Source organism: Kitasatospora sp. NPDC101235, assembly GCF_044767505.1.
Classification (GTDB): domain Bacteria; phylum Actinomycetota; class Actinomycetes; order Streptomycetales; family Streptomycetaceae; genus Kitasatospora.
Genome location: NZ_JBIWNZ010000028.1, coordinates 78123 through 99184, shown reverse-complemented (window position 1 = coordinate 99184; position 21062 = coordinate 78123). Strand labels below are relative to the sequence as shown.

Sequence of the window (21062 nt, the reverse complement as noted above, 5' to 3'; positions counted from 1 at the left end):
CGTGGGCCCGGCCGGGCCCGCGCGGCCCGGCGATGATGTGAGGGAGCACCCGTGCCCAGCCAGCGGTCCATCAACGAGGCGGAAAGGCTCGTGCAGGCGAAGCTCGGCGGCATCCCCGTCCGCCGGGAGCGGATGGCTGCGGTGGCCAACATCTACCGGGCCGCCTCCGCCGTGCGGCAGCACCTGGAGAACTCCGTACTGCGCGGCTCGGACCTGACCTGGACCGCCTTCGTGGTGCTGTGGGTGGTGTGGGTCTGGGGCGAGTCCGAGACGCGGCACGTCGCCGAGGAGGCGGGGATCTCCAAGGGCACGCTGACCGGGGTGTCCCGCACGCTGGAGTCACGCGGCCTGCTGCGGCGCGCCGATCACCCCACCGACGGGCGGCTGGTGCTGCTCGCACTCACGGAGGACGGCGAGGAGTTCATGCGCCGGGTGTTCCCCGCGTTCAACGACGAGGAGTCCTTCGTCACCGCGCAGCTGAGCGACGCGGAGTGCGTCAGCCTCGCCGACGGGCTGCGGCGCGTGGTGCTCCAGGTCGAGGAGGCGGGTGAGGACCGGCGCCGGTCGCTCCTGAACGGCGAGGAGCCCGCCCCGCGCCGCAGCGGCCGGCGCGCCCGCCGCTGACGCGGCGAGGCCGGGCCGGCCGGCGCGCGGCACGTCCGCTCAGACCGCGCCGCGGGCGGCCCGCACCAGTGCGTCGAAGAGGCGCTGCTGGGCCGGGTCCTCGTGGGCGGTGTCCTCCGGGTGCCACTGCACGGCCGCGAACCAGCCGTCGTGCCCGGTGAGTTCGACGGCCTCGACCGCCCCGTCGGCGGCCCGGGCGGTGACGGCCAGGCCCTCCCCCAGCCGGTCCACGTGCTGGTGGTGGTAGCAGGACGCCTGGACCTCCTCGGCACCGGTGATCCGGGCCAGGGGGGAGCCCGGCGTGAGCGAGACGCGGTGCCGACGGTGGCGGTGCTCGCGCCCGGGGCCGCCCATGTCCTGGTGCAGGGTGCCGCCCAGGACGGTGTTGACCACCTGGAGTCCGCGGCAGACGGCCAGCAGCGGCACCCCGCCCGCGAGGGCCTGCCGGGCGAGTTCCAGGTCGAACGCGTCCTGCTCGTCGTCCACGTCGTAGACGGCCTCATGGGCGTCGGACGCTCCGTAGCGGTGGGGCGCGAGGTCGCCGCCGCCGGGGAGCAGCAGCGCGTCGAACCGGGAGAGCCGGGCGGCGACCTCGGCGGGATCGGCGGCGCCGCCGGGAGCGTGCGGGTGCAGGGTGATGGGCTCGCCGCCGGCCCACCAGACGGCCTCGATCAGGGCCCGGGCGTTGACCTCCGCGGCGTAGCGCAGTGCGGAGGTGGTGGCGGCGAAGCGGGCGGGGATCGCGATGAGCGGTCGGTGGGTCACAGCTGGATCCAGGTGGTCTTCAGTTCGGTGTACTTCTCCAGGGCGTGGGCGGACTTGTCGCGTCCGTTGCCGGACTGCTTCATACCGCCGAAGGGCACGGTGAGGTCGCCCTCCTCGTAGCAGTTGACCCAGACCGTACCGGCCCTGAGGGCGCGGGAGACCTTGTGGGCGGTGGACAGGTCGGACGTCCACAGTCCGGCCGCGAGGCCGTACTCGGTGGCGTTGGCGAGGGCGACGGCCTGGTCGAGGTCGTCGAAGGTGAGGACGGACAGCACCGGGCCGAAGACCTCCTCGCGGGCCAGCCGGCTGTCCGGGGCGACCTGGTCGAAGACGGTCGGTTCGAGGTAGGCGCCGCCGGTGCCGGCCAGGGTGCGCGCGCCGCCGGCGCGCAGGCGGGCGCCGTCGTCGAGGGCGGTGCGGACGTGGCCGAGGACCCGGTCGAGGTGGTTCTCGCCGACCAGGGCGCCCATCTCGGTGGCGGGGTCGAGGGGATCGCCCACGCGCAGGGCGCGGGCGCGCGCCACGACGACCTCGGTGACCCGTTCGGCGACGGAGGTGTGGACCAGGAGCCGGGAGGGCGCGGTACACATCTCGCCCTGGTTGAAGAAGATGCCCCAGGCGGCGGTGGCCGCGGCCTGCTCCAGGTCGGGGGCGTCGGGCAGGATGATGTTGGGCGACTTGCCGCCCAGCTCCAGCCAGACCCGCTTGAGGTTGGAGTCGGCGGAGTAGCGCAGGAAGTGGCGGCCGACGGCGGTGGAGCCGGTGAAGGCGAGGACGTCCACGTCGGGGTGGAGGCCGAGGGCCCGGCCGGCGACCGGTCCGTCGCCGGCCACGACGTTGAGCACGCCCGGCGGCAGTCCGGCCGCCAGACCGATCCGCCCGAGCAGCAGCGCCGACAGCGGTGAGTTCTCCGAGGGCTTGAGCACGACGGTGCAGCCGGCGGCCAGCGCCGGGGCGATCTTCCAGCCGGCCAGGGTGAGGGGGAAGTTCCAGGGGACGACCGCGCCGACGACGCCGGCGGGCTCCCGGGTGACGAGGGCAAGGGCGTCGGGCGCGGTGTGCGGGGACTCGTCGGTGAGCTTGTCGGCGAGCCCGCCGTACCAGCGGAAGGTGTTGACGACGGCCCGCAGTTCGATGTCGTGGGCCTCGGCGACCGGTTTGCCCATCTCCAGGCTGACGGTGAGCGCCAGCTCCGTCCGCCGCTCCTCCAGGAGGTCGGCGAACCGCAGCAGGACGCGGCCCCGCTCGGCGGGGGACAGCCGCGGCCAGGGCCCGTGGTCGAAGGCGCGGCGCGCGGCGGCGACGGCCGCGTCGACCTCGGCCGCGCCGGCGTCGGCGACCTGGGCCAGCACCCGGCCGTCGCGGGGCGACACCACGGAGAACGTGCCGCCGCCACCGGCCTCGTCGGTGCCGTCGATCAGGTGGGTGCCGACCGGCTTCAGCGTCTCGGCCCGGCGGAGCCAGTCGTCGTGGGTGGCGAGGGTCAAGGGGTCCTCCAGACCACGTGGGTGAAGTGGAAGCGGGTGACGCGCGCCCGGTCTCCGGGCGCGCGCCGGACGAGTCAGCCGGTGCGTCGGCGCCGGATGCGGTGGTTGGCCACCCCTAGCGCCATGACGACGGGCACCGACAGGACGAGCCACAGGGCCGTGCTCGCCTCGCCGCCGATCAGGGTGGTGAAGTTGGCCAGGATGAGCCAGATGGCGCCCGCGATGCCGAGCGCACCCATCACGGGGGCGATCACCGTGTTCCACATCCGGGTGTCCACCCGCCGGCGGCGGAAGAACACCACGACCGACACCGAGGTCAGCAGGTAGAGCAGCATCATCGCCAGGACGGCGAGCCCGCTGAACCAGGAGAACAGGGTGAGTACCGGGTCCTTGCCGGCCAGGGCGAAGGGCACGACCAGGAGCGCGGCGATGACGGTCTGCGCGCGGCCGGCGATCGCCGGGGCGTGCCGGCCGTTCAACCGGCACAGCCGCGCGGGCAGTTGGCCGTCACGGGAGAGGCAGAACAGATAACGGCTGGCGGAGTTGTGGAAGGTCAGGACGCCGGCGAACAGCGAGGTGGCCAGGAGGATCGGCAGGACACTGCCCAGCCAGCCGCCGAACAGGTCGGTGACGGGGGCGAAGACGAACCCGGCGGAGTCGCCGCTCTCCAGGGCCTTGCCCGCCGCCGCCGGTGCCTTCGAGGCGCCGTAGGCCGAGATCAGCATCCACGAGGTGAGGGCGAAGAAGCCGGTGACCACGGTCACCGAGAGGTACGTGGCCCTCGGCACGGTCTTCTTGGGGTCCTTGGCCTCCTCGCCGTAGATGGCGGTGGCCTCGAAGCCGAACATCGACGCCAGGGCGAACATCACGGCGACGCCCGGTGCGCCTTGCAGGGCCGCCGACGGGGAGAAGCTGTCGGCGACGCCGAGCCCTTCGGGCCCGCCGCCCTTGAAGAGGGTGACCAGGCCGAAGAGCAGCAGGATGCTGAACTCGGCGATCACGAAGGCGGCCAGGACCCGGGCGCCCATCTCGATCCCCAGGGCGCCGAGGGCCTGCACCACGGCCATGGTGACCAGGGTGTAGACCCACCACGGGAGGTGGAGCGGCGTGTGGTCGGCGACGAGTCCGCTGACGATCGAGCCGTACAGGCCGTACATCCCGGCCTGGATGACGCAGTAGGCGAACAGGGCGACGGCCGCGCTGCCCGCCCCGAGGGCCCGGCCGAGGCCGGTGCCGATGTACGTGTAGAAGGCGCCGGCGTCCACGACGTGCCGGCCCATGACGATGAACCCGACGGAGAAGAGCAGGATCACGGCCCCGGCCACCACGTAGGCCGCGGGGGTGCCGGAGCCGTTGCCGATGGCGACCGATATCGGGGCGGCGCCCGCGATGCCGGTCAGCGGGGCCTGGCCGGAGAGTACGAAGAAGAGGATGCCCAGGACGCCCAGGGCGTTGGGCTTGAGTGTGGCTGCAGTGGGGGCGTTCCGTCCGGTTTGTTCGGAGGGAGCCGTCTTGCTGTCCACTCGGATCACCTGCCAGAAGATGTGGGGGGTCGTTTCAGGTCAAACGAGTTGCCTCATCGTGGGGTGCAACTATCCGTTTGACAAGGGGTTGGGAGGCAGGAATCCCGGGCAGCGCCCTGGTCAGTGCCCGTCCCGCTCCTCGGCCAGCCCTGCCAGGAGGCCCCTGAGCTCCGTCAGCGCCTCGTCGGTGGTCGCACGCTCGCCGAACACCAGCTGGTGCAGCACCAGGCCCTCCAGCGCGGCGAAGACCAGCCGGGACATGCCGGGGCTCACCGGCCCGGGCAGGATGCGGTCCAGCTCGCGTCGGCTGGCCTCGAAGTACTCCTCGTAGAGGCCGCGCAGCTGCGCCAGCAGCTCGGGCCTGCGGCGGGCCTCCAGCAGCAACTCGTACTGGAACGCCTGCAGTTCGGGGCCGGCCTCGACCATCTCCGCGAGACCGGTGGCGAAGTCGGCCGGGCCGCCCGTACCGGCGCCGAGGGTGCTGGTGCTCAGGGAGGAGCGGATGGCGTGGGTGACGGCCTCCTCGATCAGCGCGTCACGCGAACCGAAGTGGTGCACCACGAGCCCGTGGGTGACTCCGGCCTCCTCGGCGACGGCCCGGTAGGTGAGCTTGCGCAGACCGCCCCGGGCCACCACGCGCACGGCGGCGTCCAGCAGGGCCGTCCGGCCCGTCCCGTAGTTCGTCACGCGCTTGCGGGGGCGGCGAGCGGGGGCGGGCTTGACGGGGTCGGTCATGTGATCGACCCTACCGGGGCCCACCGGTCAGCGCTTCGGCGGCCTGATGCCGCGGAACTCCCAGTCGCCGCCCAGGGCGGTGGACAGCACCTCCTCCGACTCCGTGGGCTGCGCCCCCACGTCGGTGCGCACCGGGGTCGGCCCGGTGACGACGTGGTTGGTGAGCCGGCCGAGGCCCTCCACCTCCACCTCCACGACGTCCCCGGGCCGGACGGGCCGGGAGTTGGCCGGGGTGCCGGACAGCAGCACGTCGCCGGGGTACAGGGTGATGGTGCGGGCGATGTCCGCGACGAGGTAGTGCATGTCCCAGGTCATCTCGTCGGTGGAGCCGTCCTGGACGACCTCTCCGTTGACGTAGGTCCGCAGCCGCTTGCCGTGGAAGTCCCAGTCGGTGACCAGTCCGGGGCCGAGCGGGCACAGGGTGTCGGAGCCCTTGACCCGGAGCATGGAGCCGGCGTCGGTGTCCCGGAAGTCGTGGAGGCCGTAGTCGTTGGCCACGGTGTAGCCGGCGATGTACTCCCCCGCCTCGGCCGGGGAGACGTTGCGCGCGGTCCGGCCGATGACGATGGCGACCTCGCCCTCGTAGTTGAGCCACTTGCAGCCCTCGGGGCGGACGATCGCGCCCTTGTGGGAGTTGAGCGCCGAGGTCGGCTTGTGGAAGTACGTGGGGGTGTCGGGCAGACCGATTTGGAACTCCTCCACCCGGCTGCGGTGGTTGAGGTGGACGGCGATCACCTTCGAGGGGACGACGGGCGGCAGGTGGTGGGCGTCCTCGATCGCGACGCGCCGGCCGTCTCCGGCGACCAGTTCGTCGCCGTCGCGCACGGTCTGGACGGCGGCGCCGTCGAGGAGGATGCGGCGGTACTCGGGCATGGCGGGGCCTTTCTAGACCAGGCTGTGGGGGTTGCGGGGACCGGCGGGGGCGGGCAGGCCTGCGCCCGTCCAGCCGTTCTCGGGGCGGTCGAACCAGAGGTGGACCTGGCCGGTGCCGATCGAGTTCTCGTACTCGCCGTACTGGCGCGCCTTCGCGGTGCACGCCTGCTCACCGAGGGCGCCGGCCATCATCAGGTAGTGGAAGAACCGGGCTTCGGGCTTGTGACGCCAGAACTCGTCCATGGTGTCGAGGACCCGGTCGTGGCGGCCCTCCTTGAACCAGGCTATCCGCTCCTCGTCGGCCGCCCGCGCCTCGGGGGTGAAGATGTGCGCCGGGTCGCCGGACTCGTGGTCGCGCAGCTCGCGCAGCGGCCAGAAGGTGTGGGACAGGGCTCCGGAGGCGATCAGCAGCACCCGTCGGCCCGGGGTGGCGGCGATGCCGTCGGCCAGGGCGCGGCCCAGGCGCAGGTGGTCCTCCATGTCGCCGGTCTGGCAGACGCCGATGGTCACCCAGCGCTTGTCCGGCAGGCCCTCGCCGAGGAACTTCCACAGGTTGATCGTGGCGTAGTAGATCGGCAGGTACGCGTCGTCGATCGCGGTGATCCAGGTGCCGTGCCGGTCGGCGAACGAGGCGATGTTGCGGGCGAGTTCGGGATCACCGGGGAAGTCGTAGGGCATCCGGCACATGCCGCGCGGCAGTTCCTCGGAGGTGAACAGGCCGGCCCGGCGCTGCTGGGCGGTGACCACGAACTCGACGGTGGTCGCCCAGTGGGAGTCCAGGACGACGACGGTGTCGTAGTCGTCGCGCCGGAAGACGTCCTCGCGCAGCTGCCGCAGGCCGGTGACGAGGGTGATCTCCCGGCCCTCGTTCAGCTGGAGCCTGGTCTCCTCGGGCAGCACGATGGTGGGGACGTGGGCGAGCAGGCCGGCTCCGACGATCTCACCCATGGTCCTTCCATCCCTTCGGCGAGGTGACGGTGTTCTTGAGGTCGCAGTAGAAGTCGAAGCTCCAGGTGCCGCCCTCGCGGCCGACGCCCGAGTGGCGGGAACCGCCGAACGGGGCCTGGAGGTCCCGGACGAAGAAGCAGTTGACCCAGACGGTGCCCGCCACCAGCTGCCCGGTGACGCGCCGGGCGCGCTCCGGGTCACCGGTGGCCACGGTGGCCGCCAGGCCGAAGCGGGTGTCGTTGGCCAGCCGTACGGCCTCGTCCTCGTCGCCGAAGGTCTGCAGGGTCAGGACGGGCCCGAAGACCTCCTCCTGGACGATCTCCGAGTCCTGGGCGACGCCGGTGAGCAGGGTCGGCGCGTAGTACTGGCCGTCCCGGCGGTGGCCGCCGATCACGGCGCGGGCACCGGCCGCGACGGCCCGCTGCACGAAGCCGTCGATCTTCTCCAGCTGGCGGGGGTGGATGTTCGGGCCGAGGTCGGTCGCCTCGTCGCGCGGGTCACCCTGCTTCAGGAGCGCGGCCTTCTCGACGAAGCGGCGGGTGAACTCCTCGGCGACGCTCTCCTCGACCAGCAGCCGGGTGGCGGCCAGGCAGACCTGCCCGGCGTTGTCGTACTGCTCCACCGCGAGGTCGACGGCGAGGTCGAGGTCGGCGTCGGCGAACACCAGCAGCGGGGACTTGCCGCCGAGTTCGAGGCTGAGCGGGGTGAGGTTGGCGGCGGCCGACGCGGCGATGTGCTTGGCGGTCGGCACCGACCCGGTGAAGCTGATCCGGCGCACGTCGGGGTGCGAGGTCAGCGCGTCGCCGATCTCCGAGCCGAGGCCCTGCACCACGTTGAGGACGCCGGCGGGCAGCCCGGCCTCGGCGGCGATCTCGGCGAGCAACGAGGCCGTCAGCGGCGACCACTCGGCGGGCTTGAGGACGACGGTGTTGCCGGCCGCCAGCGCCGGGGCGACCTTCCAGGTGGCCAGCATCAGCGGCGCGTTCCACGGGGTGATCAGCACGCACGGGCCGGCCGGGTCCCAGCTGACGTGGTTGCTGTGGCCTCGGGTGTCGAAGTCCGCGTGGTCGAGCTTGAGCAGCCAGTCGGCGAAGAACCGGAAGTTGTGCGCGACCCGGGGCATGACGCCGCGCCGGTGCGAGCGCAGCAGGGCGCCGTTGTCGGCGGTCTCCACGACGGCCAGGTCCTCCAGCCGCCGCTCGACGCCGTCGGCGACGGCGTGCAGCAGGCGGGCGCGCTCCTCGCGGGAGGTGGCGGCCCAGGCGGGGAAGGCGGCCTTGGCGGCGGCGACCGCCGCCTCGGCCTCCGCGGCGGTGCCCCGGGCGATCTCGCCGAGGACGCTGCCGTCGATCGGCGAGTGGTCGGTGAAGGTCGCGGCGGAGGCGACGCGCTCGCCGCCGATCCAGTGCCGGGTGTCGACCGCGACGCCGGCGACGGTGGTGAGGTGTTCGCTCATGTCGTCAGATTCCTTGCTCGCAACGGACGTTCACTCGGCGACGGTGGTGTTGGAGGCCAGCAGCCGGCCGCCGTCCCACACCACGCCGACCTGCCGGTAGTAGGCGGCGATCGGCTCGCGGACCTCCAGCCGGGCCAGCTCCTCGGTGGGCGCCTCGAACAGCTCCAGTTCGGCGTCGCCCACCCACGGCTGTCCGGCCTCGAAGGAGGCGGCACCGGACTCGACCAGCTCGTCCAGGGCGAGGCCCTTGCCCTTCTCGATGGAGGGCAGCCAGCGGTGGTGGGCCATCGGGTGGCCGTTGACGAAGCCGTTGGTCTCGGACGGCTCGCGCAGGGTGACGACGGCCTGGGCCAGGCGCCGGTCCGCGGCGGCGAGGGTCGCGCCGAACCGGGCACCGGGCTCGATGCGCGGGGCGGGTCCGTACGGGTGCGGCCGGGTCTGGTGGATGGAGCCGAGCTTCTTCGGGTAGCCCTGGTGCAGTCCCCGGGCGATGGCGAAGTCCTTGTCGACCCAGATGTGGACGCAGCGCGAGTAGGTCTGTCCCCGGTACTTGCAGCGGACGACGGCGAACGCCTCCTTGTACTGGGCGAGCACCGGGTCGAGCAGTTCCCGCCCGGAGGCGGAGCAGGACTGCCAGTCGGCCCAGATCAGCGCGACGGCGCCCGGGTCCTCGTCGGCGAGTTCCAGCGGCTCGGGCAGCAGCTCGCGCACCCGGGCGGGGTCGGTGCGGTACTCGATGGTGAGCAGGTCGCCGGAGTAGCGCCACGGCGGCGAGGGGATCAGCGACGACGCGCCTGTCGCCGTCTTGGGGTGGAAGTATCCACGGACACTGGCCACTTGGGATTCCTTACGCGGTGGGAGCGGGTTGCTGGAGCAGTTCGGCGCGGTAGCGGGCGGCGGCGGCCGCGGCGCGCTGGCCGCCGAGGGCGACGACGCCGACCAGGCGGCCGTCCCGGTGGTAGCCGACCAGGACGTCCCCGTCGAGGCCGCCGTCCAGGACGCGAACGTCGTCCTTGCCGAGGGCGGGTGCGCCGAAGGAATGGAGCCGGAAGTCGTGCTGGTCGCTCCAGAAGGTCGGCAGCGGCGCGAACGGCGCGAGAGCGTGGTCGGCGCCGGTGAGGTGCGCGGTGAGCACCTTGGCGGCGTGCTTGGCCGTGTCGGTGGGGATGGACCAGTGCTCGACGCGGCGCGGGACACCGTCGTACCGGGCGTTGGGGAAGCGGGCGACGTCGCCGACGGCGATCACGTCCGGACGTCCACCGGCCCGCAGGTGCTCGTCCGTGAGCACGCCGTCGGAGAGGTCCAGTCCGTTGCCTTCGAGCCACTCGGTGTTGGCCACGGAGCCGACCGACTCCACCACCACGTCCGCGGCCAGCACCCGGCCGTCGGCCAGGGCCACCCCGGTGACCCGGTCCTCGCCCCGGAAGGCGGTCACCCCGGCGCCGAGGGCGAAGCGGACGCCCCGGTCCCGATGGCGGGCGAGCAGCGCCCCGGCGAGCAGTTCGCCCAGCGGGCCGACCATGGGCAGCGGCAGCGGGTCGACCACGGTGACCTCGGCGGCGCCGAGGGCCACGGCGGTGGCGGCCACCTCGCAGCCGATGAAGCCGGCTCCCACCACGACCACGCGCGCACCCGGCCGGGTCAGCACCTCGCGCAGCCCCCGGGCGTCGGCCAGCGTACGGACGGTGTGCCGTCCGGCGACGGGACCGGGGCAGCGCAGTCGCCGGGGGCGCATGCCGGTGGCCACCACGAGACCGCGGTAGGGCAGGGTCTCGCCGTCGTCGAGTTCGACGACCTGCCGGTCGAGAGCGGCACGGACGATCGTGGCGCCCAGGCGCCACCGCACGTCGGCGACACTGGCCCGGGGCCGGAAGGCGAGCGAATCGAAGGTCGCCTTGCCCGCCAGGACCTCCTTGGACAGCGGAGGCCGGTTGTAGGGCATGTGGGGCTCGTCCCCGACGAGGGTGATCGGCCCGTCCCAGCCCGCGGCGCGCAGCTGTTCGGCGGCGCGCAGCCCGGCCATGGAGGCGCCGGCCACGACGATGGGTGCGGTCACGGCTCAGTCCTCGATCCGGATGGCCTGGAGCGGGCAGACGTCGGCGGCCTCCTCGACGTCGCCGCGCAGGGCCTCGTCGGGGTGCGCGACGTACGCCAGGCGTCCGTCGTCGTCGAAGCGGAAGACGTCGGGGGCGGCGAAGACGCACTGGCCGTGGTCCTGGCACTTGTTCATGTCGACGACGACCTTCATGGCCGGTCCTCCTGATGGTGGGGGAGCGTCGGGGAAAGGGAGGGAGAGGGGGCGTGGGGCCGCGGGGGCCGGATCACGGCCGAGGGGACGGTGGACGCCGCAGAAGGGCGACGGCCTCCGCTAGGGGGGCGGTGGGCATCGACCGCCAAAACGTTTGATGCCAAATAACATAGGAAGCAGCCCGGCCCCTGGTCAATAGCTATCCGGATGGATAAATTTCTGGGACAGACCCCTTGCGGGAGAGGGACCGGCGTCCCTACCGTTTGCCACCAGCGAGCGAGCGGTGTCCTGCCCCACCCCGCAGTCCGAAGCCGCCGCGCCCCCTCCCCACGCCCCACTCCCCCACTGCCGCGCGCCCTGGCCCCCCTGTGCCGCGAGCACGGGGAGGCGCCCCACTTCCCCCAGAGGAGACACCGGTGAGCGCATCCGACATCCCGCCCGTCCGCCACCACATGGAGCGACTGGCCGCCCAGGGCATCGACGTGGTCCGGGTGACCTATCCCGACCTCATCGGCACCGAACGGGCCCGGGACGTCCTGCTGGACCACCTGCCCTCGGCCTGCGGCCACGGGCTCGCCTTCTGCCGCGCCGTCTACCACACCAGCCCCCAGGGCGACGTGGTCCCCGTCTCCGGCGGCCTGGACGCCGGCCTGCCCGACATCTGCGTGCGCCCCGACCTCGACACCCTGACCGCCCTGCCCTGGGAACCCGGAGTCGCCACCTGCCTCGGCGACGTCACCGACCCGGCCACCGGACGGCCCGCCCCGGAATCCCCGCGCGACCTGCTGCGCACGGTCGTCGACCGGTGCCGACAGTACGGCCTGCACCCGGTCGTGGGGCCGGAGTTGGAGTACTTCCTGTGCGACGCGGCCCCCGAGACCCCCCGGGGCTGGCGCCGCTACAGCGAGGCCGCGGGCGTGGTCTACACGGCGGGGCTGCGCGCGGACGGCGACAACCACCTGCTGCGCAGCCTGCGCCTGCTGCGCGACCTCGGCATCGGCGTCACCAACGGCAACCACGAGTTCGACGGCTCTCAGTTCGAGATCAACCTGAACCACTCCGGCGCCATGGAGGCCGCGGACCGCGCCTTCCGCTTCAAGTCCGCGGTCAAGGAACTCGCCCGCAAGGAAGGCCGGTTGGCCACCTTCATGGCCAAGCCCTTCCAAGGCGCCGGCGGATCCGGCTTCCACCTCCACCTGTCCTGCGTGGACGACGAGGGCGGCAACGTCTTCGCGGACCCGGCCGCGCCGTACGGGCTGAGCGCCGTCGCGCGCCACGCGGTGGCCGGCGTCCTCGCCCACGCCCCGGCACTCGCCGCGCTGGCCAACCCGACGATCAACTCCTACAAGCGCTTCGGCCCCGACACCCTCGCCCCCTGGCTGATCGACTGGGGGCTGGACAACCGCAGCGCCATGGTCCGCATCCCGCCGGAGCGCGGCTCCGGCAGCCGCTTCGAACTGCGACTGGGGGACGCGAGCGCCAACCCCTACCTGCTGATCGCGGGAACCATCGCGGCGGCGCTCCTGGGCGTCATCGCCGGCGAAGAACCCGCCGCGCCGCTGGAGGGCTACGGCTACGACCGCACCAAGTCCGCGGTCCTGCCGATGTCCCTGCCCGAAGCCCTCGACGCGCTGGAAGCGGACACGGCCCTGACCGACGTCCTCGGCCCGGACTTCACCGCCGCCTACCTCTCGTACAAGCGCGACGAGGTCGACCGCTTCCAACGGCACGTCACCGACTGGGAGTTCACCGAGTACGCGTACCACCTGTAAGACCGAGGAGACCAACCATGACCACCGTGCCGTCCGCGCCGACCGTTTCCGGCGCCATCGACGAACCGATGCCCCTCGACCAGGTGAACCTGGCCGATCTCGACAACTTCACCGACGGCGTCACACCGTGGCGCATGTTCCACACCCTCCGCCACGAGGACCCGGTCCACTGGCAGCCGGAGGAGGCGCCCAACTCCGGCTTCTGGGCGGTCACCCGGCACGCCGACATCGCCCGCGTCGACCGGGACGCAGAGACCTTCACCTCGGCGAGGTTCGTGAACCTGGAGGAGGTCGACGACGACCAGATCAAGAAGCGCGCCTCCATCCTGGAGCTGGACGGAGTCCGCCACCGCGCCCTGCGCAGCCTCCTCCAGCGCCAGTTCGGCGCGAACGTCATCAACAGCTACGCCGACTTCCTGCGCGGCCTGACCGCCACCACGCTGGACGCCGCCCTGGCCAAGGGCCGCTTCGACTTCGTCAGCGAGGTCTCCGCCGACTTCCCGATCAACGTGCTCGCCCGCCTCCTGGACGTGCCCCCGGAGGACAACCAGCAGCTCATCGACTGGGGCAACCGGATCATCGGCAACACCGACCCCGACTACGCCGACGTCCTGCTGCACAGCGAGGAGAGCGAGAAGTACCGCGACCTGCCCTTCCGCTCGCCCGCCTCGCTGGAGGTCTTCGCGTACGGCCGCGAGCTCGCCCGGCAGCGGCGCGGCGGCGCCGGCACCGACCTGATCTCCAAGCTGGTCAACGAGACCCCACGCGACGGGGTGCCGCTCTCGCCGCAGGACTTCGACAACTACTTCCTGCTCCTGGTCGTCGCCGGCAACGAGACCACCCGCCACACCATCAGCCACTCCATGCTGGCGCTCCTCCAGCACCCCGAGCAGCTCGCCCGCCTCCAGGAGGACCCCTCCCTCATCCCCGCCGCAGTGGAGGAGTTCCTGCGCTGGGCGTCTCCCGTCTACCACTTCCGCCGCACGGCCACGCGCGACGTCGAACTCGGCGGAAAGCGGATCAGGGAGGGCGACAAGGTCGTCATGTGGTTCGCCTCCGGCAACCGTGACGAGGAGGTCTTCGGCAATCCCTACGACTTCGACGTGACCCGCCGGGACAACGACCACGTCACCTTCGGCAAGGGCAGCCCCCACCTGTGCCTGGGCAACCTGCTCGCGCGCACCGAGATCCGCATCATGTTCGAGGAGCTCATCCCGCGGCTGGCGGGCATCAGGCTCGTCGGAGACGTCCCGCGGGTGCGCTCCAACTTCGTGAACGGCATCAAGAAGCTCCCCGTCGAGGTCACCCTCGCCTGACGCCCACTCCCCCGGTACGGCCCGGCGCCCCGCCCCGGGCCGTACCCGACCGCGGGCGCCCTCAGGCCCGGAGGAACTCCAGCACCGCCAGCACCCGCCGGTGGGTCTCCTCGGCCAGCGGCAGGTCCAGCTTCATCAGGATGTTGCCGATGTGCTTGCTCACCGCCGCCTCCGACACCACCAGCTCGCGGCAGATCGCCGCGTTCGACCGCCCCTGCGCCATCAGCGCCAGCACCTCCCGCTCGCGCGGGGTGAGTCTGTCCAGCGGGCTGCGGCGGCGGCGCAGCAGTTGCCGCACCACCTCCGGGTCCACCACCGTGCCCCCGGCGGCCACCGCGCCGAGCGCCGCCACGAACTCCTCGATCTGTCCGATCCGGTCCTTCAGCAGGTAGCCGACCCCGGAGCCGTCCCCCGCCTCCAGCAGCCGGGCCGCGTACGAGTGCTGCACGTACTGGCTGAGCACCAGGACGGGCAGTCCGGGGAAGCGTTCACGCAGCGCGAGGGCCGCCCGCAGCCCCTCGTCGCTCTGGCCCGGCGGCATCCGGACGTCCGTGACCACGAGGTCCGGCCGGTGTTCCCCGACCGCCGTCCGCAGCGCCTCGGCGTCCCCGACGGCCGCCACCACCTGATGCCCGAACCGGGCCAGCAGGCCGACCAGACCCTCGCGCAGCAGGACACCGTCCTCGGCCACCACCACCCGCAGGCCGTCCGGCGTCGGTCCCATCGTCGTCACGCTGCTCCTCGGTCGATCGGGGCGCAGGGGATCTCCACCCGCACCAGGGTCGGTCCGCCGGGCGGACTGCTGACGGTCAGTGTGCCGTGCACCACCGCGACCCGGTCGGCCAGTCCGGTCAGTCCGGTGCCGCGCGCCGGGTCGGCGCCACCGCAGCCGTCGTCCGCCACCTCGATCGTCAACCGGCCGTCCGCGTACCGCCCTTCGACCGTCGCGCTGCTCGCGCCGCTGTGTTTGGCGAGGTTGGCGAGCGCCTCGGTGACGGCGAAGTAGCCGGCCGACTCGACCGGGGCCGGCAGCCGGCCGGGCAGCTCGAAGCGGGTGGCGACCGGGACCGGCGAGCGGTCGGCGGCGTCCGCGCAGGCCTCCGGCAGACCGTGGTCGGTGAGCACCTGCGGATGGATGCCGTTGATCAACTCCCGGAGTTCGGCCAGGACTTCGCCTGCCTCCCGGTGCGCCTCGGCCAGCCGGGCGGCCAGCGGCCCGTGCACCGGAGCGTCCAGCCGGGCCAGCCCGAGCGCCATGGTCAGCGCCACCAGCCGCTGCTGGGCACCGTCGTGCAGATCACGCTCGATCCGGCGCCGCTCCGCCTCGAAGGCATCCACCAACCGGGCCCGGGAGCGCACCAGTTCGCCGATCCGCTGCTCCTGCCCGCCGGGCGCCAGCACCAGCCGGACCAGCGCCGCCCGGGCGGCGGCCAGGAGGGCCAGCGGGTAGGCCAGCAGCGGGAGCAGCAGCAGTCCGGCCAACCCGAGCAGGGCGGCCAGCGGCGGCGAGTGCACCACGAGCACCTTGAGCACGTTCACCTGCTCGCCGTCCCGCAGCAGCAGCGGCAGCGCCGCGATCAGGTAGCCGGGCACGGCGAGGGCGCAGCCCGCCACCGCCAGGTCGATCGGCCAGAGCACGAAGGCGGCCAGCAGCGCGAAGCCCAGCTCCCGCCAGGTCGCCTGCTCGCGGTAGCGCAGCCGCAACCAGGCGGCCAGACCCGGGTTCGAGGGGACGAGGTGCGGGTCCGGCACCCGTCCGCCGTCCAGGAAGCGGACCAGCCGCCGCTCCCAGGCCGCGACCGGCACCCCGGCCAGGGCCAGCGCGGCCGCCAGTGGCAGCCCGACCAGCACCACCGCCAGGACCCCGGCGACCAGCCCCGACAGCAGCAGCCCGAAACAGAGCAGCAGCCCGCTCAGGCCGGTGGCCAGCAGGTACCCGGCCGCCCGCCAGGGGGCGTCCGAGCGCAGGAACCCGGCCCGGGCCGGCGGGGCCCAGAGGCTCCTCGCGCCCGGTCCGTCCGCTCCGGCCGTCCCGGCCTTCCCGCCCCCGCTCACCGCGCCCCCTCCGTCACAGCCATGCGCCCTCCGTCAGAGGAATGCCCCGTCAGAGGAATCCCGTCCGCACACCCTAGGCACCGGGCGGACGCCCCGGCGGTAGGGCCTGGCCTACCTTTGCCCCGCCCCCGCCCCCGGACCGGGAGCCCGCACCGGGGATCTCCCCTACGGGTAGGGCCGCCCCTACCCACCGGAGTAGGCCCCGGTCTGCTGACCGTCCCCGCCCCCGGCCGGTTCGCTGGGCGTCATGAGAATGCTCCGGATCGCCCTCACCTCGCTGACCACGCGCTGGCCCTCCCTGCTCGGCGCCTTCCTCGCCCTCGCGCTCGGCGTCGCGATGACCGCCGTGATGCTGCTCGGCCTGGCCGCCGCGCTCGACGCGCCGCCCGGCGGAGGGGAGTTGGTCTCGCTGGTCGCCGCGCTCGGCACCGCCGGCGGGGTGAGCGCGTTCGTGTCGGCGTTCGTCGTGGCCTCCACGTACTCCTACGCCGTCGTCCGGCGCCGCCGCGAGTTCGGCCTGCTCAGGCTGGCCGGGGCGACCCGGGCGCAGGTCCGGCGCACGGTGCTCGCCGAGGCGCTGCTGCTCGGCGCGGCCGCCTCCGCCGCCGGCTGTCTGCTCGGCCGGCTCGGGGCGCCCGCGCTCGTCCGGTGGCTGTCCGGGGTCGGCATGGCCCCGCCCGGCTTCGCACCGAGCGACTCGGCCTGGCCGCTGCACGCCGCGTTCTGGACCGGTCTGCTGGTCGCCCTGGGCGGGGTCGCGGTGGCCGCCCGCCGGGCGGGCAGGGTCGGCCCGCTGGACGCCCTGCGCGCGGCCGACCTCGACACCGGGGTGCTGACCCGCGGCCGGCTGCTGCTGGGGCTCGGCCTGTTCCTCACCGCCATCGCGCTGGCCGGCGCCGCGCTCGTCACGGGCCCCGCCGACCTGCTGCACCGCAAGACCTACACCACCCAGCCGATGCGGCTGATCTGCGCGGCCGGCCTGCTCTCCCCGCTCCTCGCGCCGCCGCTGGTCCGGGTGCTCGGCCTGCTGCTGCCCGCCCGGCTCACCGGGTACGCGGGCCGGCTGGTGCCCGCCGGCGCCGCCGCCGCGCTGCGCCGCACGGGCGCGGTGGCCGCGCCGGTGCTGGTGGCGGTGGCGCTGACCGGCTCCCTGGCCGGCGCGCTGGACACGGTGAGCGCCGCCCGGACCGCCGAGGCCCGCGCCCGGACCGCCGCCGACCTGGTCGTCCGCCCCGCCGGACCGGCGGAGCCGCTGGTCACCGCCCTGCGGACCGTCCCCGGCGTGACCGCCGTCTCGGCGACCGCGCCCACGCCGCTGGCCCTCGTCGAGCCGGACGGCGTCACCGTCCGGTCCGAGGCCCGCGCCGCCGACCCGGCCGGCCTGGCCGCCCTCGCCCGGCTCCCCCTGCTCGCCGGCTCCCCGGCCGACCTCGACGACAACTCCCTGGTCCTGCCCGCCGAGTGGCACCGCACGGTCGGCGAGCCCGTCCCGGTGGTCCGGGCCGACGGCAGCCGAACCGTCCTGCGGACCGTCGCCGTGCTGCGCGACGGCCTCGGCGACAACGGGCTGTACGTCACCGCCGCCAACGCCCCGGGCGCCCGGGTGGACCGGATCGAGGTCCGGCTCGCCCCGGGCACCGACGGCACGGCCGCCCTCGACCGCGCCCGCGCCGCCCTCCGCCCGTACGGCGCGACGGTGCTCGACCGGGCCGGCTGGCTCGCCGCCGCCTCCCCCTCGACCGGCCGGATCGCCTGGCTCCGGACCGTCCTGGTGCTCGCCCTGGCACTCGTCTACACCGCGATCGCGCTCGCCAACACGCTGCTCACCACCACCGGGGACCGCCGCCGCGAACTCGCCCTGCTCCGGCTGGCCGGCGCCACCCGGGGCCAGGTGGTCCGTCTGGTGACGGCCGAGGCGGTGCTGGTGACGGCGGTCGGCGTGGTGCTCGGCTGCGCCGTGTCCGCCGTTCAACTCGGCGCCATGCACGCCGCGCTGGGCGTCATCGGCGCGCCCGGGCCGTGGGCGCTGCCATGGCGCCCGGTCGGGCTGGTGGCGGCCGGGGCGCTGGTCCTGGCGGCCCTGTGCGCCGCCCCGGCCGCCGCCTGGGTGCTCCGCCACCGCCCGGTCACGGCCGCCGCCCGCTGAGCGGGCCGGCTCTCCGGCCGGTTCGACCCGCCGAGGCCTCGACCGTTCGCACCGGCTCGGCCCCCGCGCCACCGGCCGCCCCGGCCAGCGCCTCCAGCCGCCGCAGGCTGGCCCGGCGCTGGAGCGCACCGAGGCCGACCGTCGCCGCTCCGAGCCCCAGCCAGCCGAGCGGGCCGGCCGCCATCACGACCCCCGTGAGCAGCAGTGGGCCCACCGACTTCTGCACCGACTGGGACATCCCGGCGACCCCCAGGTACGAGGCCCGGGCGCCCGGCGGGGCCAGCACGACCGCCAGTTCCCAGGAGCTCACCGAGCGCAGCAGCTCCGCCAGGGTGACCAGCATGGCCGCGGCCAGCAGTGCGACCGAGGCCACGACCGGCCCGGCGCCGGTGGCGAGCGCGATCAGCAGGCAGCCGCCCAGCACCGTCACCCCGTACCAGCGCACCGCTGCGGCCGCCCCGAGCGCCCCCTCCGCCCGGGCCGAGACCCGCAGTTGCAGCAGCACCACGAGCACCGTGTTGAGCACCAGGAAGACCGGGACGACCGCGTGCGGCGCGCCGGTGTGGTGGACCAGCCAGAGCGGCAGCCCGACGTTGAGGATCGAGTCGTCCAGGTTCAGCGGCATGTCCAGCAGGACGAACCGCAGGTAGCCGCGGTCCCGCCAGGGACTCGGCACGGCGGATGGCGGCGCGGCGGGCTCCTCCCCGGCCTTCGCCGCGACCAGGCCGCGCCCGGACGGCTCCCGGGTGCGCCAGACCAGCACGGCGGCGAGCACGTAGGACAGCCCGTTGGCGAGGATCAGCGCCCGGTAGGCGGCCGTGGTCCCCACCGCGAGCCCGATCGCCGCAACGCCCGCACCGAGCGCGTACCCGGCGTTGGCCACACTGCGGAACAGCGCCTGGTAGGTCGCCCGCCGCTCGCCCGCCACCCGGGTCGCGAACAGCATCTCCAGTGTCTTGGCGGCCCGCTCGGCCAGGCAGATCAGGGCCACCACGGGCAGCAGCGCGGCGAAGTCGTCGACCATCAGCAGCAGCACCATCGCGCCCAGCCGCAGCAGGTGGCAGCCGATCAGCAGCCACCGCACCGGCACCCGCTCGGCCGCCCGCCCGGCCAGCGGGGACCCGGCGATCCCCGCCACCGCCCCCACCCCGAGCAGCAGCCCCAGCCGGCGCGCGTCCATCCCACACACGTAGGTGAAGTAGAGCACAGAGGCCGCCGCCCACACCCCGGTGCCGGTCCGGTCGACGCACTGTGCCAGCAGCATGATCCGCGCGTCCCGCCCGCCCGGCGGCCGCCGCAGCTGCGCCATCAGTCCGTTCCCCCGCATGGCAGGCCCCCGTCGCATGAGTGGTGTGAGTCGGTCGAGTCGCATGATCGCAATCAATCTCGACATCAAGATACTTCATGTCAAGAGACTCACGGAACCCCCGAAACGCCGGTAGCGCCCGGCCCCACGAAGGGCCGGGCGCTACCGGTGCGACGACGAGCGGGAGTCCCCGCCCGGCTCACCTCGGCGGAACGGCGGACTCGATCAGCGCCACCGTCGCCGCGTCCACCAGCTCCGGCGTGAACACCTCGGTCAACGCGCCCAGCCTCAGCCGGCGGACCGGCCCCCCTCGAAGATCCACGCCTGGGCAACGGGTTCGGCGGGCCGGAGGCAACGGCACCGCCCCTTGCCCGACCGCCTCGGACGGCGGGACGCTGGTGGCGTGACCCGAAGGGTTCGGCGCTGCCCGTGGTGCCGGACGGCACTGCCGAAGGACGCGCCCGCCCGGCAGACGTTCTGCGGGCCGGTCTGCCGCAAGCGGGCCTGGCGCCGCCGCCAGCGCCGGGGCCTGCTGATCAGCAGGGGCACCGCGGTCATCTTCAGCGACACCGTGTTCGGCGCGGGCCGGTGCGAGAGGCCGCCTCGCGGGTTTGAGCCCGGTGCCGCGACTGACGAACCTGGCGAAAAGTCGTGTCCTACCGCCCCCGCTACGTCCTACTTCTCCTCCGGCTCCCAGGCGCGGAGCAGGTCGAGCAGCCCCGCGTCCCCGTCAACGCGCAGGGATTCGGCCTGGATGCGGTCGTACAGGTAGAGGACCAACTCGCTGGCCGTGCCGTGGACGGCGGCGCCGGCCGCGTCCGCGTCCTCGCCGGTCGCGGCGGTGGGCGCGGGGATGCGGGTGATGCGTGCGCCGTCGCCGTCGACCGTCAGGCGCCAGGAGCGGCCCTCGGTGGCGTGGAAGTCGAAGGCCGTGGGCTTGTGCGGCCAGGCACTGGGCGTCGCGCAGACGGTGAACAGGAACTCCTCCACACCGTCGAGTGCCACCTCGACCGGCAGCGGCTGTGGGGCGCCCCCGGCGAGCTGGGCGTCGTACGTGTGCACCGCGCTCTCCTGGACCCGGTGCCGGGCGGTACCGCCGGCGGTCTGCGGTGACTGCGACGCAGGCCACCACGTCCAGCAACCGCTGTCCGGTCCCGCCTCGCGCAGGGCGCTCAGCAGAAGCTGCGTCGACGCGGCCAGCCAGGCCAGCAGGGCCTCACGTTCCCCCGACACTTCCAGCGCGGCGCGCGCGGCGGCGGCCTCGGCCGGGGGAGCGTCGGCGGGCCCCGCGCCGACGATGGCGGCCCAGAAACGGTCTCCCCCACCCAGGTGCTTCACCAGATCGAACAGCGTCCACCCGGGGCAGGTCGGCACCTGCGCGTCGAGACTGGGCGCGGCGGCGACCGCGGCGCGGAAGGCGGTCGACCGTTCGTCGATCAGTCGCAGCAGGTCAGGGAACTCAAGATTCTTTTCCACGCCGGATGTCTACCACCGTGCTCCGGTGATCGGACAGCGATTTTCACAGTCGCCGCCGGTTGGCCATTGCGGACGTCCTCGCCTCCCACCGCTCGGGTGACAAGCTGCGCTGCCGTCGTAGGCCCGCGCGGCGAACAGGTCGGCGGCCCGGCGGACCACCTCGGTCTCGTCGAAGTTCCTCGGACGTCCCATGCCCCCGGACGGTACGCCGTTGGGGAACGACCAGTAGAACACTCATTCCCGAATTCCCCGCGACCCGCGGCCGGGACGGCGGCACAGCCCTCGACGCACGGCGGGCGGTGCGCCACACTCTCCCCAGCAGCACCCGCGCT

Annotated in this window: 19 protein-coding genes; 4 read left to right on the top strand and 15 right to left on the bottom strand. The window is 73.8% G+C overall.

What is annotated here, in order from left to right:
- The first annotated feature begins 51 nt into the window (after positions 1-51).
- Entirely contained in the window at positions 52-624 is a 573-nt protein-coding gene (locus ACIRRH_RS34430; protein WP_224279526.1) for a MarR family transcriptional regulator, read from the top strand.
- Between the two features lie 39 nt (positions 625-663).
- On the opposite strand, the gene ACIRRH_RS34425 is transcribed toward ACIRRH_RS34430, so the two are convergent.
- The 10 genes from ACIRRH_RS34425 to ACIRRH_RS34380 form a co-directional block, all read right to left on the bottom strand.
- Positions 664-1389 (bottom strand): gamma-glutamyl-gamma-aminobutyrate hydrolase family protein, encoded by a 726-nt coding sequence (locus ACIRRH_RS34425; protein WP_403075316.1) that lies wholly within the window; start codon positions 1387-1389, stop codon positions 664-666.
- Complete coding sequence (locus tag ACIRRH_RS34420) at positions 1386-2876, bottom strand: aldehyde dehydrogenase (RefSeq protein WP_403075313.1); 1491 nt, start codon at positions 2874-2876, stop codon at positions 1386-1388. The genes ACIRRH_RS34425 and ACIRRH_RS34420 overlap by 4 nt, the downstream gene beginning before the upstream one ends.
- A 74-nt stretch (positions 2877-2950) precedes the next feature.
- Entirely contained in the window at positions 2951-4399 is a 1449-nt protein-coding gene (locus ACIRRH_RS34415; protein ID WP_403075311.1) for an APC family permease, read from the bottom strand.
- A gap of 120 nt (positions 4400-4519) precedes the next feature.
- Positions 4520-5134 (bottom strand): TetR/AcrR family transcriptional regulator, encoded by a 615-nt coding sequence (locus tag ACIRRH_RS34410; protein WP_403075309.1) that lies wholly within the window; start codon positions 5132-5134, stop codon positions 4520-4522.
- 27 nt (positions 5135-5161) lie between these two features.
- Entirely contained in the window at positions 5162-6007 is an 846-nt protein-coding gene (locus ACIRRH_RS34405) for a fumarylacetoacetate hydrolase family protein (protein WP_403075307.1), read from the bottom strand.
- 12 nt (positions 6008-6019) lie between these two features.
- On the bottom strand, positions 6020-6955 hold the full coding sequence (locus ACIRRH_RS34400; protein ID WP_403075305.1) for a 3,4-dihydroxyphenylacetate 2,3-dioxygenase: 936 nt from the start codon (positions 6953-6955) through the stop codon (positions 6020-6022).
- Positions 6948-8411 carry an aldehyde dehydrogenase gene (locus tag ACIRRH_RS34395; RefSeq protein WP_403075303.1) on the bottom strand — a complete coding sequence of 488 codons (1464 nt, stop codon included), beginning with the start codon at positions 8409-8411 and terminating at the stop codon, positions 6948-6950. The genes ACIRRH_RS34400 and ACIRRH_RS34395 overlap by 8 nt, the downstream gene beginning before the upstream one ends.
- Before the next feature lie 30 nt (positions 8412-8441).
- The gene (locus tag ACIRRH_RS34390; RefSeq protein WP_403075300.1) at positions 8442-9248 is read right to left on the bottom strand and encodes an acetoacetate decarboxylase family protein; all 807 of its coding nucleotides are present in this window, start codon (positions 9246-9248) and stop codon (positions 8442-8444) included.
- 10 nt (positions 9249-9258) lie between these two features.
- Positions 9259-10467, bottom strand: coding sequence for an NAD(P)/FAD-dependent oxidoreductase (locus ACIRRH_RS34385; protein WP_403075298.1), 1209 nt, complete (start codon positions 10465-10467; stop codon positions 9259-9261).
- A gap of 3 nt (positions 10468-10470) precedes the next feature.
- Positions 10471-10659: a ferredoxin gene (locus tag ACIRRH_RS34380; protein WP_403075296.1), complete on the bottom strand. Its 189-nt coding sequence runs from the start codon at positions 10657-10659 to the stop codon at positions 10471-10473.
- A gap of 416 nt (positions 10660-11075) precedes the next feature.
- Here ACIRRH_RS34380 and ACIRRH_RS34375 point away from each other — a divergent pair, with 416 nt between their 5' ends.
- Both ACIRRH_RS34375 and ACIRRH_RS34370 read left to right on the top strand, forming a co-directional pair.
- On the top strand, positions 11076-12431 hold the full coding sequence (locus ACIRRH_RS34375; protein WP_403075293.1) for a glutamine synthetase family protein: 1356 nt from the start codon (positions 11076-11078) through the stop codon (positions 12429-12431).
- A 17-nt stretch (positions 12432-12448) separates the two neighbouring features.
- On the top strand, positions 12449-13747 hold the full coding sequence (locus ACIRRH_RS34370; protein WP_403075290.1) for a cytochrome P450: 1299 nt from the start codon (positions 12449-12451) through the stop codon (positions 13745-13747).
- Between the two features lie 61 nt (positions 13748-13808).
- Here the strand turns inward: ACIRRH_RS34370 and ACIRRH_RS34365 are convergent, their stop codons facing one another.
- The gene (locus ACIRRH_RS34365; protein ID WP_403075348.1) at positions 13809-14471 is read right to left on the bottom strand and encodes a response regulator; all 663 of its coding nucleotides are present in this window, start codon (positions 14469-14471) and stop codon (positions 13809-13811) included.
- Positions 14472-14476: 5 nt separating this feature from the next.
- Positions 14477-15802 (bottom strand): sensor domain-containing protein, encoded by a 1326-nt coding sequence (locus ACIRRH_RS34360; RefSeq protein ID WP_403075288.1) that lies wholly within the window; start codon positions 15800-15802, stop codon positions 14477-14479.
- Between the two features lie 247 nt (positions 15803-16049).
- Between ACIRRH_RS34360 and ACIRRH_RS34355 the strand changes: the two genes are divergently transcribed.
- Positions 16050-17948, top strand: coding sequence for an FtsX-like permease family protein (locus ACIRRH_RS34355; RefSeq protein ID WP_403075285.1), 1899 nt, complete (start codon positions 16050-16052; stop codon positions 17946-17948).
- On the opposite strand, the gene ACIRRH_RS34350 is transcribed toward ACIRRH_RS34355, so the two are convergent.
- From ACIRRH_RS34350 to ACIRRH_RS34340, 3 genes are all read right to left on the bottom strand, one after another.
- Positions 17929-19257: an MFS transporter gene (locus ACIRRH_RS34350; RefSeq protein ID WP_403075282.1), complete on the bottom strand. Its 1329-nt coding sequence runs from the start codon at positions 19255-19257 to the stop codon at positions 17929-17931. The genes ACIRRH_RS34355 and ACIRRH_RS34350 overlap by 20 nt on opposite strands.
- A gap of 196 nt (positions 19258-19453) precedes the next feature.
- Entirely contained in the window at positions 19454-19576 is a 123-nt protein-coding gene (locus ACIRRH_RS34345) for a hypothetical protein (RefSeq protein ID WP_403075280.1), read from the bottom strand.
- A gap of 353 nt (positions 19577-19929) precedes the next feature.
- Positions 19930-20730, bottom strand: a complete 801-nt coding sequence (locus ACIRRH_RS34340) for a maleylpyruvate isomerase family mycothiol-dependent enzyme (protein ID WP_403075278.1) — start codon at positions 20728-20730, stop codon at positions 19930-19932.
- Positions 20731-21062 lie beyond the last annotated feature (332 nt).

Excerpts from the sequence above, each read along its gene's own strand:
- ACIRRH_RS34370 (WP_403075290.1), top strand. The coding sequence starts at position 12,449 with ATGACCACCGTGCCGTCCGCGCCGACCGTTTCCGGCGCCATCGACGAA.
- ACIRRH_RS34350 (WP_403075282.1), bottom strand. The coding sequence starts at position 19,257 with ATGGCGCAGCTGCGGCGGCCGCCGGGCGGGCGGGACGCGCGGATCATG.
- ACIRRH_RS34365 (WP_403075348.1), bottom strand. The coding sequence starts at position 14,471 with ATGGGACCGACGCCGGACGGCCTGCGGGTGGTGGTGGCCGAGGACGGT.
- ACIRRH_RS34380 (WP_403075296.1), bottom strand. The coding sequence starts at position 10,659 with ATGAAGGTCGTCGTCGACATGAACAAGTGCCAGGACCACGGCCAGTGC.
- ACIRRH_RS34355 (WP_403075285.1), top strand. The coding sequence starts at position 16,050 with ATGAGAATGCTCCGGATCGCCCTCACCTCGCTGACCACGCGCTGGCCC.
- ACIRRH_RS34405 (WP_403075307.1), bottom strand. The coding sequence starts at position 6,007 with ATGCCCGAGTACCGCCGCATCCTCCTCGACGGCGCCGCCGTCCAGACC.
- ACIRRH_RS34395 (WP_403075303.1), bottom strand. The coding sequence starts at position 8,411 with ATGAGCGAACACCTCACCACCGTCGCCGGCGTCGCGGTCGACACCCGG.
- ACIRRH_RS34410 (WP_403075309.1), bottom strand. The coding sequence starts at position 5,134 with ATGACCGACCCCGTCAAGCCCGCCCCCGCTCGCCGCCCCCGCAAGCGC.
- ACIRRH_RS34400 (WP_403075305.1), bottom strand. The coding sequence starts at position 6,955 with ATGGGTGAGATCGTCGGAGCCGGCCTGCTCGCCCACGTCCCCACCATC.